This window comes from Streptomyces sp. O3 (assembly GCF_054788135.1).
This window is the reverse complement of sequence record NZ_JBTVYK010000018.1, coordinates 56565-69891: the sequence shown is the minus strand read 5'-3', so window position 1 is coordinate 69891 and position 13327 is coordinate 56565. Positions and strand designations below refer to the sequence as shown.

The window sequence follows — 13327 nt, the reverse complement described above, 5'->3', positions numbered from 1 at the left end:
CTCAGCCTCCCAGGATCGTGCCGAAGTCGGTGTCCGAGCCGAGGAACATGCCGCAGACGATCAGGATCAGGGTCGCCGGGACCATGAAGACGAGCGTGACCATCGTGGTCTTGGGGATGGTCTTCGCGGCTCTGCGGCGCGCGTTCTGGGCGTCGGTGCGGCGCATGTCGTTCGCGATCTGGATCAGGGTCTCGGCGATCGGCGCGCCGAGTTCCTCGCCCTGCTGGAGCGCGGTGACGAACTGGGACACCTGCTCGCTGGCGTTGCGGCGGCGGAGTTCCTCGAAGGCCTGGCGGCGGGACACGCCCATGTCCATCTGGCGCAGGGTGATGCGGAGTTCGTCGGACCAGGGTCCGGTGTAGCGCTCCGCCACGCGGTCCAGGGCCTGGCGGAAGCCGAGTCCGGCGGAGACGACGACGGCCAGGACGTCCAGGAAGTCGGGCAGGGTGCGCTCGATCTGCTCCCTGCGTTCGCGCGTCGCCTGCCAGATGAGCGCGTCGGCGGCGAACGCGCCGAAGGCCAGGGCGAAGAGCGCGAAGAGCGGGGCGCCGCCCGCGAACAGGGACAGCGCGCAGACCAGGCCGAAGACGCCGTAGACGGCGCGGCGGGCGGCGTAGCGGTCGATGGTGAGGCCGCCGGGGTTGCCCGCCTGGTCGATCTTGCGGCGCTTGTCGTCCACCCGCTTGGGGCCCATCAGGCGGAGCACGGTGGGCGCGAGGCGCATCCCGAGACGGTCGATCGCGGATGCGGGGGCGGAGGTGCGGGTCGCTCCCACCTCCAGGGCGAGGGCGAGGTCGCTGGGGAGTTCGGCTTCGGCGCGGTACATCCGTACGCCCTGGAAGACGCCCGCGATGGAGAGGGCGAGGAGGAGAGCGAGGGCGAGGCCAAGCACGGGGGTCGGCTCCTCTCAGGTCAGACGTCGATTTTTCCCAGGCGGCGGATGACCACGAACCCCGCCGCGTACAGGCCGAGCGAGATCAGGATCAGGGCCTGGCCGAGCGTGGTGCCGGTGACGCGGGACAGCGCGCCGTCGTTCATGGTGTTCAGCATGAGCATCGCGCCCACGCCCAGGCAGGGGATCGTGAAGGCGGTGGCGTTGACCTCGGAGAGCATGGTGCGGACCTCGCGGCGGGTCTCCTTGCGCTCCTCCAGTGTCTGGGTGAGGTTGCGCAGCGAGGCTACGAGGGTGCCGCCCGCCTTGTTGGACAGGATCAGGGTGGTGACGAGGACGGCCAGTTCGCGGGACGGCAGGCGCTCGGCGAGTTCACCGAGCGCGTCATCGAGGGAGCGGCCCATCGCCAACTGTGCGGAGGCCGTGGCGAGTTCGTCACCCGCCGGGCGCTCCAGCTCGTCCGCCGCCATGGACAGGGACGTACGCAGGGCCAGGCCCGCGGACGCGCCGTTGGCGAGGAGGCGGGCCAGGTCGGGGAGTTGGTTGATGAACGCCTCGATGCGTTTCTGGCGCTGCCAGTTGAGGAAGGTGTTCGCGCCCCAGAGGCCGACCAGGCCCGCGATCGGGCCGAAGAACGGCGCGAGGACGTTCGCGGCGATCACCCAGAGGGCGACGACGCTGGCGAGCATGTAGACGAGGAACTCGCCGGGGGTCAGGTCCAGGCCGGTCGCGGCGAGCTTGAGCTGGATCCTCCTGCCGACGCGGGTCTTGCGGACGCGGCGGTCCACGGCGGTGAACCGGCGGTGGCGGCCCGGCAGGCGCGGGCCGGCGGCGGCGAGGCGGTCCTCCAGGGCCTGGCGCTGGGCCTTGCCGGAGAGGTAGACGTGCAGGCCCGCGATGGCGAAGACGGCGCAGAGGAGGGTGGCGCCCAGGGCCAGCGGGGCGAGGTTCGCCGTCATCAGCCCGCCGCCTCTCGGGTGTTGCCCAGCAGGAGGTCCGCGCCGGAGCCCTCGCGGTCGTCGTACACGCCGAACGCCGGAGGTATCGGCTCGTTCGCCAGATACAGCCGGTCGGCGATGCGGCGGGGCAGCGGCAGGTGGCGGAACTCGCCCCGTACGATCCGGTCGGCCGCCATCGGCTGCGCCTGGAACGCGGACACCGTGGTGATCTTGAAGCGTTCGCGGCCGTGCGAGACGAGCAGCGCGATCTCGGTGATCTTGCGGGTGCCGTCCGCGAAGCGGGTCAGCTGGACGACGACGTCCACGGCCGAGTTGATCTGGTCCCTGAGCGCCTCGAAGGGGATCTCGACCTCGGACATCGAGCCGAGGGTCTGGAGGCGCATCAGGGCGTCCTCGGCGGTGTTCGCGTGCACGGTGGCGAGTGAGCCGTCGTGGCCCGTCGACATCGCCTGGAGCATGTCGAGGGTCTCGCCGCCGCGGACCTCGCCGACCACGATGCGGTCGGGGCGCATCCGCAGGGAGTTGCGGACCAGGTCGCGGATGGTGATCTGGCCCTTGCCCTCCACATTCGGGGGGCGGGATTCGAGACGGATGACGTGTGCTTGTTGCAGCTGGAGTTCGGCCGAGTCCTCAATGGTGATGATGCGCTCGTGGTCGGGGATGAGTGCGGAGAGCGCGTTGAGGAGGGTCGTCTTCCCGGTGCCCGTACCGCCGGACACGGTGATGTTGAAGCGGGCGCGGACGAAGCTGGAGAGCAGCATCAGCATCTGCTCGTCGAGCGAGCCCAGGCGGATCAGCTCGTTGAGCTTGTACGGCTTGGGGAAGCGGCGGATGGTGAGGGTCGCGCCGGTGAGGCTGAGCGGCGGAATGATGACGTTGACGCGCTCGCCTGAGGGGAGGCGGGCGTCGACCATCGGAGTCGACTCGTCCACGCGGCGGTTGACGGTCGAGACGATGCGCTCGATGGTCTGCATGAGCTGGTCGTTCGACGCGAAGCGGAGCGGGAGCTGCTCTACCCGGCCACCGCGCTCGACGAAGATCGCGTCGGGGCCGTTGACCATGATCTCGGTGATGCTGGCGTCTTCGAGGAGCGGTTCGAGTACGCCGAGGCCGAGGGCCTCGTCCACGACTCTGCGGATCAGCTGGGCGCGTTGCGAGGTGCTGAGTACGGGGCCTTCGCGGCTGATGATGTGGCCCAGTACGCGTTCCAGGCGGGCCCTGCGCTCGGCCGCGGCGAGGCTCGACATCTCGGCGAGGTCGATCTCTTCGAGGAGCTTGGCGCGGTAGACGGCGACGGTGTGGTCGTCCTCGCGGCCGGGGGCGTGGTCCTCGGGGGCGGCGATTCTGGCGCGGAGGCTCATGGTGCTCCTTTCTTTCCTCGCGGCCCTCGTCAGTCATTGCTGGGCATGGTGACGGTGCGGGTGGCTTGCCAGCCGGTGTCCACGAAGGGGATGAGGGTGGGGATGTCTACGGTGACCGTCGCGGTGACCAGGTCGTCGCCGCCGACGGCGGGGGCCGCGTCCAGCCAGTCGCTCATCGCGGCTTGGCCTGCTGCCTCGCCGGTGCCCGCTTCTCGCGCCTCGGCGCGGGCTGCGGCTCGGGCGCCGGAGCCCGCCTGTTCGTAGGCGTAGCCGACCAGGCCCAGTTGGATGGCCGCTAGGCCTACCAGGAGGAGGATGGGCAGGAAGCCGGTGAATTCGAGGATCGCGGAGCCGCGGTCGGTTCGGAGTCTGCGGGTGGGTGGGGGTGGGGGTCTCAGCTGGGTTCTCATTCGCCCTCCCGGACCGCGCCCGCGCTGCCGTCTACCGTCCAGCCCGCGTTGAAGCCTGGGAAGAACAGGGGGACGTCGACGGTGACGTCCGCGCGGTAGACGTCGCCTCCGCCGCCGCAGGTGATCTGGAAGCCGCCTGCCCAGGCGCCGGGCAGGTGGGCGCCCGCCGCGGTCTCGCACTCGGACGCCGGGTCCGCGCCCCGTACCGCCGCCACCGCGCCCGCTCGGGCGCCTTCGTCCGCCGCGTTGCCCGCGAGGGAGTACGTGTAGCCGTAGAGGACGCACTGCCAGAGGACGGCGATCACGGTGAAGATCAAGGGGGCCATTCCGGCGAACTCCAGGGTCACCGCGCCGCGGTCTCCGCGGTCGCCTCGGCGGCGGCGGAAGCCGATCGCACCCCGGTCGCCCGCCAGGCGGCCGCCGCCCTTCGAGGGCGGCGCGTCGGGGGCCGGGTCTCTGGTCGTCAGGCCCAGTTCGCCCGCCAGGCTCCACAGGGCCTGTTTGACCGTGCCGCGGGCGTCGAGGTCCTGCATGCGGCCCGCGTCCACGGCGGACTGGAGTTCCTTGAAGTTCGCGGGGACGGTGGCGCGGGCGACCGTGGTGCCGGTGATGCGTTCCACCAGGGCGGGCTGGATCTCCGTGTTGCGGGTGTGGCGGTTGAGTACCGTCACCGTCTCCTCCGCCTTGCGGATCTGGAGGCGGTCCCACATGCGGACCATGCGCTTGGCCGCGCGTACGGCCACCACGTCGGGGGTGACCAGCAGTACCGCCTGGTCGGCCATCTCGATCGCGGCGGCGTTGGCGCCGGTCATCTGAGTGCCGCAGTCGACGACGACCACGTCGTAGCGGTTGCGCAGGGCGCTGACCGCCTGGCGGGCGACCCGGTCGGTGACCTCCTCGCCCCGTTCGCCCTCGCCCGGCGCCAGGAGCAGGCCGATGCCGGTGGGGTGGGCGAAGACCGCGTCCTGGAGGACGCGCGGCGAGATGTCGCTGATTCCGGCCAGGTCGACGATCGAGCGGCGGAACTGGACGTCGAGGTAGGAGGCCACGTCGCCGGACTGGAGGTTCAGGTCGAGGAGCGCGGTCGAGCGGCCGGACGCCTTGGCGGCCAGGGCCAGTTGGACGGCGGTGAGCGTGGCGCCCACGCCGCCCTTGGCGCCGGTGACGGTCACGACCGTACCGCCGGGACCGGAGAACACGTCCGCGCCGCTGGTGAGGTGGCGGCGTACGCCGACGGACCAGGCGGCGGCCGTCTGGACGCGGGCCGCGACCTCCTCGTAGCCGAGCGGGAGGCCGATCAGGCCGCGCGCGCCGGAGTCCATGGCCGCCGTGAACAGGCCGGGGCTGGCGTCCGACGTGATCAGGACGACGCCCACGGCCGGGAAGCGGAGGGCTACTTCGCGGATCAGTTCGAGGGCGGGCACCGGGCCGATGCGCTCGTGGACGAGGACCGCCTCGGGCAGCTCGTCGACCGACTCGCTCGCCAGGCGGGCGAGGGTGTCGAGCAGCGCCGTCGAGTCGGTGACGGGGAGCGCGGGTTCGGCCTCGGGGAGCTGGCTGAGGAGGGTGCTCAGGGAGCGGGCCGCGTCCAGGTCGCCTACGGCGGGGAGTATGCGGGTGGTCACCAGGTCCCTCACTTGTCGTCGTCGAGGGTGTAGCTGCGGTCGCCCGGACTGACCGGGGTGCCGCCGCCCCGGTTGACCAGGGCGAGGCGTACGTGGGTGGCGAAGGACTCGGCGAACGCGACCCGTTGGGCGTCCAGGGTGTTCAGGGCGAAGGTGATCGGGACGGCGTCGGTCGGCCGGTTGCGGCGGCGGTCGTCGCTGGTCCGCTCCAGGGGCGTGAGCTTGCCGACGTCCAGGACCCTGGCGTTCTGGACGATGACCTTGGACTGGTCCTTGGCGCCTTCGCCGTCGCCTTTGCCGTCGCCCTTGTAGGTGGCGAAGATGTTGACCGTCGAACCCGGTGTGATCTTGCCCGCGACGCCGGTGGCCGCGTCGATCATGATGGCGATCTCCTGTTCGCCGTCGCCGAGTTCGGGGCGTTTGACGATCATGTCGCTCTGGAGGAGCGAGCCCTTGCGGAGCTGGGTGACGGCGATCTTGCCGCGGATCTCGGCCAGGTCGGTGACCGCGTTGTCCGAGAGCCAGCGCTCCGGCATCTCGATCTTCTCGAACTGCCCCGCGGTCAGCTCCTTGTACGGCGCGATGTCGCTCTTCAGCCGGTACGCCGGGACCTCGGGGCCGACCTTGGAGTTCACGTCGCGGATCACCGAGAGCACTCCGGCGAACGCGCCGACGGCGCACAGGACGGAGACGAGCAGCAGGATGATGCCGCGGCGCTGGCGAGAGTTCATCGGCGGAGCAACCTCGATCAGGGACGTGAGGGACGCTTGCGGGTCGGGCTGTGCGCTGAGCTGGGCTGGACTGCTCTGGGCTGAACTGCGCTGAGCTGAGCTGTGCTTGGCCGTTCTCGGTTACGTTCTTGCGTGACTGTCGGGTTGTGCTGTCGGGTTGTGCTGTCGAGTTGTACGGAGCTGTGACGCGTTACGTGCCGGTGGTCAGGGCCCTCCTGGAGGGTGCGGCGTGTTCGGGCGCGGCGAGGGGCGAGGCGCAGAATCCGCAGCGGTCTCCTATCAGCTCAAGGCCGCACCAACGGCACTCCTCGCGCCGGACGGACGCGACCAGTTGGTACAGCACGGAGATGTCGGGGATCGCCGCCGTGAACTCGACCAGTTTCCCGGTGGCCCACCAGCGGGCGGATTCGGCGGGCAGCGGCACCTCGCCGACGCCCTGCACCCGCCAGGACGGGGCGAGGGTCCGGGTGACCCAGTCGGTCGACAGCTGGCCGCTCGCGGCGGTCAGCAGGTGGGTGCTGAAGTCGGGTCCGGCCAGGGCGGCCTGGGCGGCTTCCGGGCTTCCGCCGCTCTTGGCGCTCTTGGCGCTCTTGGCGCTCTTGGCCGGGTTGCCGCCGAGTTTGACGAGCTGGGGCTCGGGGCTGGCCAGTACGGCGAACTGGGCGCCCGGAACCCAGGACTTGGCGTGCGCCTTGAGGCTCACCGGGACCCGGTCCAGCTTGGTGACCGAGCCCAGTACGGCGCCCGCGTAGACGTAGTGCGACAGCAGCCGGGCCGCCGACGCGAGCACTCCGGGGCTGAAGTCGCAGATGGAGAGCTGGCGGAGCTGGAGCGCGAGCGCGGCGACGCCGAGCGGCGGGAGATCCAGGGCGAGCAGGGCGATACGGTCGGACTCCAGGACGGAGCGGACCGCGTGCAGCCGGTGGACTACGGCGGCCGGGAGCGACGCGGGGTAGAGCACGATGACATAGCCGTGCCGTTCGAGGAGGCCGTGTGTCTCGGTGAGCGACTCCTCAAGGGAGCAATCGCCGTGCGGATCCCGGCTCTTGGCCGCCATCCTGGCGGGTTTGTCCGGCCGGGGTGCGCGCAGGACGACGGCGGGCGGCGTCTGCCGGTCGGGGGACGGCAGGGCCAGGCCCTCTCCGGTGACGGCTATCGCGGTCGGCACGCAGCACACCTCCTGACACCACACGTTCCGCACACCTTCTGTGTCACTCCGCCACTGCACCATATCCACGTGATGCGCCCCTCAACACTGGATCCGCGTAACTCCTGGTGAGTTCTTGATCAGCGGAGGGTGAAGTGCGCGACGGCGAGGGCGGGAGGCGGCGGAGCAATCGGCGGGCGAGTGTGTGAAGTCTTGACAGTTTTATTGGTCTGGACCAGATTGCTTCGGGAGGCCACCCCCCACACCCGGAGGCACTCGTGGACCGCAACTCACGTGCGCTCAGCAGACCTTGGAACAGTCGACCTTGGACCAGCACCCTGACCGCCCTCGTCGGGGCGACCGCGTTGGTGCTCACCGGACTCGCCACCGACGCTGACGCCACCGACGCCACAGCCACCGCCGCCGTTGCCGCCGCCGACGACGTCAACGTCGTGAAGAACGCGGGCTTCGAGTCCGGTCTCGCCGACTGGACCTGCGTGGCGGGCAGCGGCACGGCCGTCTCCTCCCCCGTACACGGCGGCGCGTCCGCGCTGCGCGCCACACCCGCCGGGCAGCAGAACGCCGAGTGCGTCCAAACCGTCGCCGTACAGCCGAACTCCACGTACGACATGAGCGCCTGGGTCCAGGGCGGGTACGCCTTCCTGGGCGCGCGGGACACCGGGACCACGGACGTGTCTACCTGGAGCCCCGGCTCAGGGGACTGGAAGGAGCTGACCACCTCCTTCACCACCGGGCCTTCGACCACCTCGGTGACGGTGTATCTGCACGGCTGGTACGGGCAGTCCGCCTACTTCGCCGACGACGTGTCCGTGTTCGGCCCTGACGGCGGGGACGGCGAGCCCGACCCGGACGTCCCGGCGACGCCCTCAGACCTGGCGGCGGGAGCGACCACCGCCACGTCCGTCGACCTGTCCTGGTCGCCGGTCACCGGGGCCGACGGCTACCACGTCTACCAGGACGGGACCCGTGTGCTGAAGACCAGCGGCGCATCGGCCACCGTGCCGGGGCTGACCCCGGACACCTCGTACTCCTTCCAGGTCACCGCGGTCAACGCGGCGGGCGAGTCGGAGAAGTCGGCGGCCGTGACCGCGCGTACGCGGCCGTCGGGCGACGGCGGAGGAGGCGAGGTGCCCAAGCACGCGGTGACCGGGTACTGGCAGAACTTCGACAACGGCGCGACCGTGCAGAAGCTCCGGGACGTCCAGGACGCGTACGACATCATCGCGGTGTCCTTCGCCGACTCGACGGCCACGCCCGGCGAGATCACCTTCAACCTCGACCCGGCCGTGGGCTACGGCTCCGTCACCGAGTTCAAGGCGGACATCCAGGCCAAGCGGGACGCGGGCAAGGCCGTGATCATCTCGGTCGGCGGCGAGAAGGGCAACGTCACGATCAACAGCGACGCGTCCGCCGCCGCCTTCGCGAACAGCGCCTACGCGCTGATGCGCGAGTACGGGTTCGACGGGGTCGACATCGACCTGGAGCACGGCATCAACTCGACCTATCTGACGAAGGCGTTGCGTCAGCTGTCCGGGCTCGCGGGCTCCGGTCTGGTGCTCACCATGGCCCCGCAGACCCTCGACATGCAGTCGACGTCGACCGAGTACTTCAAGACGGCGCTCAACGTGAAGGACATCCTGACCGTCGTCAACATGCAGTACTACAACAGTGGTTCGATGCTCGGGTGCGACGGCCAGGTCTACTCGCAGGGGTCGGTGGACTTCCTCACCGCGCTGGCCTGCATCCAGCTCGAAGGCGGCCTGGACGCGTCGCAGATCGGGTTCGGCACCCCGGCCTCGCCCCGCGGCGCGGGCAGCGGGTACGTCGACCCGTCGGTGGTGACGGCCGCGCTCGACTGCCTCGCCAAGGGCACCCGGTGCGGCTCCTTCAAGCCGTCCCGTACGTACCCGGACATCCGGGGCGCGATGACCTGGTCGACCAACTGGGACGCGACGGCGGGCGACGCGTGGTCGCGGGTCGTGGGCCCGCATGTGCACGGCCTCCCGTGACGCTCAGCTCCCGGCGGGCGGATGCGTCAGGTAGTAGTCGAGCACCGGGGCGATCTCGGTGAGCCACTCGTACAGCCGATCCTGGCGCTTGGCGTTCACCCGGCACTCGTAGAACCTGCCGTCGGTGAGCGCCACGCCCACCAGCAGCCAGCCGTACGGGCCGTTGGCGTAGTGGACGGTCCGGATCTCCGGCCAGGTGAACTCGATGGCGGAGCCGTGCTGTTCGAGCCGGACGCCGTCCTCGTCGATGACGACCCCGTTGTGCGGGTCAGCGGCCAAAAACTCCGGGAAGGGGGCGCCGTCCGGGCTCGGGACGCCGCCCGGCGCGTACGGGGGCGGGGGCGGAGCCGGGGCCTGGGCGGCTGGCGCGTACGCGGGCGGAGGCGGGCCGAAACCAGGGGCGGGTCCGGGGTGGGGTCCGGGATGGGGTCCGGGGGCGTGCGGGGGACGCTGCTGATCCATGGGGGGCCATCGTACGGGGGGCGGGTACGGCGGGCCGGGCAGGCCACCAGCCGGGGCGGGCGGGCCGTCAACCGGGGCAGGCGGGGCAGGCGGGCGGGCTCCTCATGGGTGCGCTGCGGGAGGTATGGGGTCCGTTGACCTGGTGTCGAGCCGGATGTTAGACACGGGGCAGCAACAGACGCAACGCACGTTGCAAGGAATGCGACACGAGGTGCGGGGCGGCACGAGGAGGAACCCGATGGCGGCAGCGGCACCCCCGGAGCGCACAGAACTCGGGCGACTCGGGGAACTCGCGAACGAACGCGTGGACTTCCGCTTCAAGGGGCTGCCGCCGGACGCCGACGGGCTGACCGTCGGCGAGCTCGCCGCCCAGCGCCGCAACCTGTTCACCGGCGGCTTCACCACGCCCGTACTGGCCCTGTCGGCCGAGCGCGTCGCGCACAACCTCGCGCTCCTTGAGACCTACGCGGAGCGGCACGGACTGGCCTTCGCGCCGCACGGCAAGACGTCCATGGCGCCCCGGCTGTTCGACCGGCAGCTGGCGCACGGCGCGTGGGGCATCACGGTCGCGGTGCCGCATCAGGTACGGGTCGCCCGCGCGTTCGGCGTCGAACGGATCTTCCTCGCCAACGAGTTGGTGGACGCGGCGGCGCTGCGCTGGCTGGCCGGTGAGCTCGCGGCCGATCCGGCGTTCCGGCTGATCTGCTATGTCGACTCGGTGCGCGGCGTCGAGCTGATGCACGCCGCGCTGCGGGACGCGCGCGCCGTCCGCCCGGTCGACGTCACGATCGAGCTGGGCGCGGGCGAGGGGGCGCGCACCGGGGTGCGCACCGAGGCCGAGTGCCTGGAGATCGCGGGCGCGGTGGCGGCGGCCGACACGCTGCGCCTGGTGGGCGTCGCGGGGTACGAGGCGCCGGTGCCCGACGCGGACGGCGAGCGGGTGCGCGCCTGGGTGCGGCGGCTCGTCGCGCTCGCCGTCGCGCTCGACGCGGACGGCCGGTTCAAGGACCTGGACGAGATCGTGGTCAGCGCGGGGGGCAGCGAGTGGTTCGACGCGGTCGCGGACGTCTTCGCGGAGATTCCCGACCTGTCGGCGCCGGTGCTGAAGTTGCTGCGCTCGGGGGCGTATGTCTCGCATGACGACGGCCAGTACCGTCGCCGTACGCCGTTCAACCGGGTCCCGGCGGAGGGCGAGCTGCGGCCCGCGTTCCGGCTCTGGTCACAGGTGGTGTCCCGGCCCGCGCCGGACCAGGCGTTCGTGAACGCGGGCAAGCGGGACGCGGCGCACGACCTGGATCTGCCGGAGGCGCAGGCCGTACGGGACGCCCGTACGGGCGAGGTGCGGGCCGCCGACGGGATCGCGGTGACGGCGCTGTCCGACCAGCACGCGTGGCTGCGTACGGAGCCGGGGGCGGAGCTCGCGGTCGGGGACTGGGTGGGGCTGGGTCTCTCCCACCCGTGCACATCCTTCGACAAGTGGCAGCTGATCCCGCTGGTGGAGGCGGACGGCACGGTAGTGGACTACGTCCGCACCTACTTCTGACGCGAGCCGCAACCCCGGCCCGGTCGAGGACCGTGGCCAGGCGCCGTGGCCAGGCGCCGTGGCCAGACGCCGCGACCCAGTCCCGCGGCCCGGTCCCGTGCCCCGGTGTCACACCTCAGGTGGCGCACCTCACGTCGCCGCCCGCCGCGACGGCACTTCCAAGCCCGCGGCCGACCCCGGACCTGCGTTCCGCGTGCGAACGCCGACGGCCGCATTGCGATGGAAGGCCCGGCCGGGGCTATGGCGGTCCGTATCCGGGCCCGGCGCGGCTCCGGAGCGGGAAACACCGCGCGCCGCCGGGAAGCGCGCCCGTAAAGTTGCCGCATGCAGGTGATCCAGTCGACGAAGCTCGCAAACGTCTGTTACGAGATCCGGGGCCCGGTGCTCGAGGAGGCGATGCGGCTCGAAGCAGCGGGGCATCGCATCCTCAAGCTGAACACCGGCAACCCCGCGGCCTTCGGGTTCGAGTGCCCGCCGGAGATCCTTGAGGACATGCTGCGCAACCTCGGTTCCGCGCACGGCTACGGCGACGCCAAGGGCCTGCTCGCGGCGCGGCGCGCGGTGACGATGCACTACCAGACGCTCGGCGTGGAGTCGGACGTCGAGAACGTCTTCATCGGCAACGGCGTGTCCGAGCTGATCGTGATGGCCATGCAGGGCCTGCTCGACGACGGCGACGAGGTGCTGGTCCCCGCGCCCGACTACCCGCTGTGGACGGCGGCCGTCTCGCTGTCCGGCGGCACCGCCGTGCACTACCGCTGCGACGAGCAGGCGGACTGGATGCCGGACCTCGCCGACGTGGAGCGGAAGGTCACCGACCGCACCAAGGCGATCGTGATCATCAACCCGAACAACCCCACCGGCGCGGTGTACAGCGACGAGATGCTGCGCGGGCTGACCGACATCGCGCGCCGCCACAATCTGCTGGTCTGCTCCGACGAGATCTACGACAAGATCCTGTACGACGGCGCGACGCACACCCCGACCGCCGCCATCGCCCCCGACCTGCTGACGCTGACCTTCAACGGCATGTCGAAGGCGTACCGGGTGGCGGGCTACCGCGCCGGATGGATGGTGATCTCGGGGCCGCGCGCGCACGCCGAGTCGTATATCGAGGGTCTGACGGTCCTCGCGAACATGCGGCTGTGCGCGAACATGCCCGCCCAGCACGGCGTGGTCGCGGCGCTCACCGGGCGTCAGACGATCAACGATCTGGTGCTGCCGGGCGGGCGGCTGCTCGAACAGCGGAACGCCGCGTATGAGCTGCTCACCCAGATTCCGGGCGTGACCTGCGTCAAGCCGAAGGGCGCGCTGTATCTCTTCCCGCGGCTCGACCCGAACGTCTTCAAGGTCAAGGACGACCGGCAGCTGGTGCTCGACCTGCTGCGCCGCGAGAAGATCATGGTGGTGCACGGCACCGGCTTCAACTGGCCGGAGCCCGACCACTTCCGGATCGTGACGCTGCCCCAGGCGACGGACCTGTCGGACGCGGTCACCCGTATCGGGAACTTCCTGGACGGCTACAGCCAGCCCTAGGGCGTGTCGTAGCAACGCAGCGCTGGCGCCCGGTCCGCGCGGCCACAGGTCGGCGCGGACCGGGGCCGGTCTCAGTGCGCGCCGGTCAGTTCCCGCGAGCCGCGGGGGCCGCTCGGCGCGAGCGCCGTCTCGTGCGCGTCCATGCGCTCGGCGGCGAGGATGGCCGCCGCCGTGTCCGCGCGGGACGCGGCGACGACGAGCGCGCGGCCCGCGAGGGCGTGGGCGCGTCGGTGCAGATCAGCGATGTGCGGCTCGTGGACGGCGGTGGCGACCGCGGCCCGTGCGGGGTGCTCGCCGCCGCGCAGCCGGGCGATCTGCCGGGCGAGGTCGTCCACGGCCGCCGTCAGGTCCGCCGCGCGGTCGGCGTCCGTGGTCAGCGCGCGCAGCTCGTCGGTGAGGGCGAGCAGGGCCGCGAGATGCCCGGCGAGCTGGATGTCCAGCTCCTCCTCGCGCGAGCGGTGCGGATAGTCGGAGTCGGGGCCGGGGCCGGAGCCCGCGGCGGAGCGTGCGCCGGTCGCCTTGTGGACCGACTTGGTGTGGATCGGTTCGTACATGGGGACGGCCTCCTACTCACGCGGTGAGACCATCCTACCTTAGATCGCGTCTAAAGTTGCGTCGGATCCTGGAGGGG

Annotated in this window: 12 protein-coding genes; 3 read left to right on the top strand and 9 right to left on the bottom strand. The window is 71.2% G+C overall.

Features of this window, described 5'->3' with window-relative positions; genetic code table 11:
* Window position 1: 1 nt before the first annotated feature.
* From ACX6XY_RS11725 to ACX6XY_RS11695, 7 genes are all read right to left on the bottom strand, one after another.
* The gene (locus ACX6XY_RS11725) at window positions 2-892 is read right to left on the bottom strand and encodes a DUF5936 domain-containing protein (protein ID WP_460329012.1); all 891 of its coding nucleotides are present in this window, start codon (window positions 890-892) and stop codon (window positions 2-4) included.
* A gap of 20 nt (window positions 893-912) precedes the next feature.
* The gene (locus ACX6XY_RS11720) at window positions 913-1851 is read right to left on the bottom strand and encodes a type II secretion system F family protein (RefSeq protein WP_460329010.1); all 939 of its coding nucleotides are present in this window, start codon (window positions 1849-1851) and stop codon (window positions 913-915) included.
* Window positions 1851-3212: a CpaF family protein gene (locus ACX6XY_RS11715; RefSeq protein WP_460329009.1), complete on the bottom strand. Its 1362-nt coding sequence runs from the start codon at window positions 3210-3212 to the stop codon at window positions 1851-1853. Before ACX6XY_RS11715 ends, ACX6XY_RS11720 begins: the two co-directional genes overlap by 1 nt.
* A 29-nt stretch (window positions 3213-3241) precedes the next feature.
* Window positions 3242-3622 carry a TadE family protein gene (locus ACX6XY_RS11710; protein ID WP_460329007.1) on the bottom strand — a complete coding sequence of 127 codons (381 nt, stop codon included), beginning with the start codon at window positions 3620-3622 and terminating at the stop codon, window positions 3242-3244.
* Window positions 3619-5247 (bottom strand): AAA family ATPase, encoded by a 1629-nt coding sequence (locus tag ACX6XY_RS11705; RefSeq protein WP_460329005.1) that lies wholly within the window; start codon window positions 5245-5247, stop codon window positions 3619-3621. The genes ACX6XY_RS11710 and ACX6XY_RS11705 overlap by 4 nt, the downstream gene beginning before the upstream one ends.
* Before the next feature lie 8 nt (window positions 5248-5255).
* Window positions 5256-5978 carry a Flp pilus assembly protein CpaB gene (gene cpaB / locus ACX6XY_RS11700; RefSeq protein ID WP_460329003.1) on the bottom strand — a complete coding sequence of 241 codons (723 nt, stop codon included), beginning with the start codon at window positions 5976-5978 and terminating at the stop codon, window positions 5256-5258.
* A 190-nt stretch (window positions 5979-6168) separates the two neighbouring features.
* On the bottom strand, window positions 6169-7209 hold the full coding sequence (locus tag ACX6XY_RS11695; RefSeq protein ID WP_460329089.1) for a hypothetical protein: 1041 nt from the start codon (window positions 7207-7209) through the stop codon (window positions 6169-6171).
* Window positions 7210-7403: 194 nt separating this feature from the next.
* Between ACX6XY_RS11695 and ACX6XY_RS11690 the strand changes: the two genes are divergently transcribed.
* On the top strand, window positions 7404-9155 hold the full coding sequence (locus ACX6XY_RS11690) for a chitinase (RefSeq protein WP_460329000.1): 1752 nt from the start codon (window positions 7404-7406) through the stop codon (window positions 9153-9155).
* A 3-nt stretch (window positions 9156-9158) separates the two neighbouring features.
* Here ACX6XY_RS11690 and ACX6XY_RS11685 read toward each other — a convergent pair whose 3' ends face one another.
* The gene (locus tag ACX6XY_RS11685) at window positions 9159-9617 is read right to left on the bottom strand and encodes a hypothetical protein (protein WP_460328997.1); all 459 of its coding nucleotides are present in this window, start codon (window positions 9615-9617) and stop codon (window positions 9159-9161) included.
* A gap of 238 nt (window positions 9618-9855) precedes the next feature.
* On the opposite strand from ACX6XY_RS11685, the gene ACX6XY_RS11680 reads away from it, so the two are divergent.
* On the top strand, window positions 9856-11160 hold the full coding sequence (locus tag ACX6XY_RS11680; protein ID WP_460328993.1) for an amino acid deaminase: 1305 nt from the start codon (window positions 9856-9858) through the stop codon (window positions 11158-11160).
* A 324-nt stretch (window positions 11161-11484) separates the two neighbouring features.
* Window positions 11485-12696 (top strand): pyridoxal phosphate-dependent aminotransferase, encoded by a 1212-nt coding sequence (locus ACX6XY_RS11675; protein WP_460328991.1) that lies wholly within the window; start codon window positions 11485-11487, stop codon window positions 12694-12696.
* A 71-nt stretch (window positions 12697-12767) separates the two neighbouring features.
* On the opposite strand, the gene ACX6XY_RS11670 is transcribed toward ACX6XY_RS11675, so the two are convergent.
* Window positions 12768-13250: an SCO4983 family protein gene (locus tag ACX6XY_RS11670; RefSeq protein WP_460328989.1), complete on the bottom strand. Its 483-nt coding sequence runs from the start codon at window positions 13248-13250 to the stop codon at window positions 12768-12770.
* Window positions 13251-13327: the final 77 nt, after the last annotated feature.

Bases quoted from the DNA above. Each gene is read 5' to 3' on its own strand.
- ACX6XY_RS11685 (WP_460328997.1), bottom strand. From the start codon at position 9,617: ATGGATCAGCAGCGTCCCCCGCACGCCCCCGGACCCCATCCCGGACCC.
- ACX6XY_RS11675 (WP_460328991.1), top strand. From the start codon at position 11,485: ATGCAGGTGATCCAGTCGACGAAGCTCGCAAACGTCTGTTACGAGATC.
- ACX6XY_RS11695 (WP_460329089.1), bottom strand. From the start codon at position 7,209: ATGGTGCAGTGGCGGAGTGACACAGAAGGTGTGCGGAACGTGTGGTGT.
- ACX6XY_RS11710 (WP_460329007.1), bottom strand. From the start codon at position 3,622: ATGAGAACCCAGCTGAGACCCCCACCCCCACCCACCCGCAGACTCCGA.
- ACX6XY_RS11680 (WP_460328993.1), top strand. From the start codon at position 9,856: ATGGCGGCAGCGGCACCCCCGGAGCGCACAGAACTCGGGCGACTCGGG.
- ACX6XY_RS11715 (WP_460329009.1), bottom strand. From the start codon at position 3,212: ATGAGCCTCCGCGCCAGAATCGCCGCCCCCGAGGACCACGCCCCCGGC.
- ACX6XY_RS11670 (WP_460328989.1), bottom strand. From the start codon at position 13,250: ATGTACGAACCGATCCACACCAAGTCGGTCCACAAGGCGACCGGCGCA.
- ACX6XY_RS11720 (WP_460329010.1), bottom strand. From the start codon at position 1,851: ATGACGGCGAACCTCGCCCCGCTGGCCCTGGGCGCCACCCTCCTCTGC.
- cpaB (WP_460329003.1), bottom strand. From the start codon at position 5,978: ATGAACTCTCGCCAGCGCCGCGGCATCATCCTGCTGCTCGTCTCCGTC.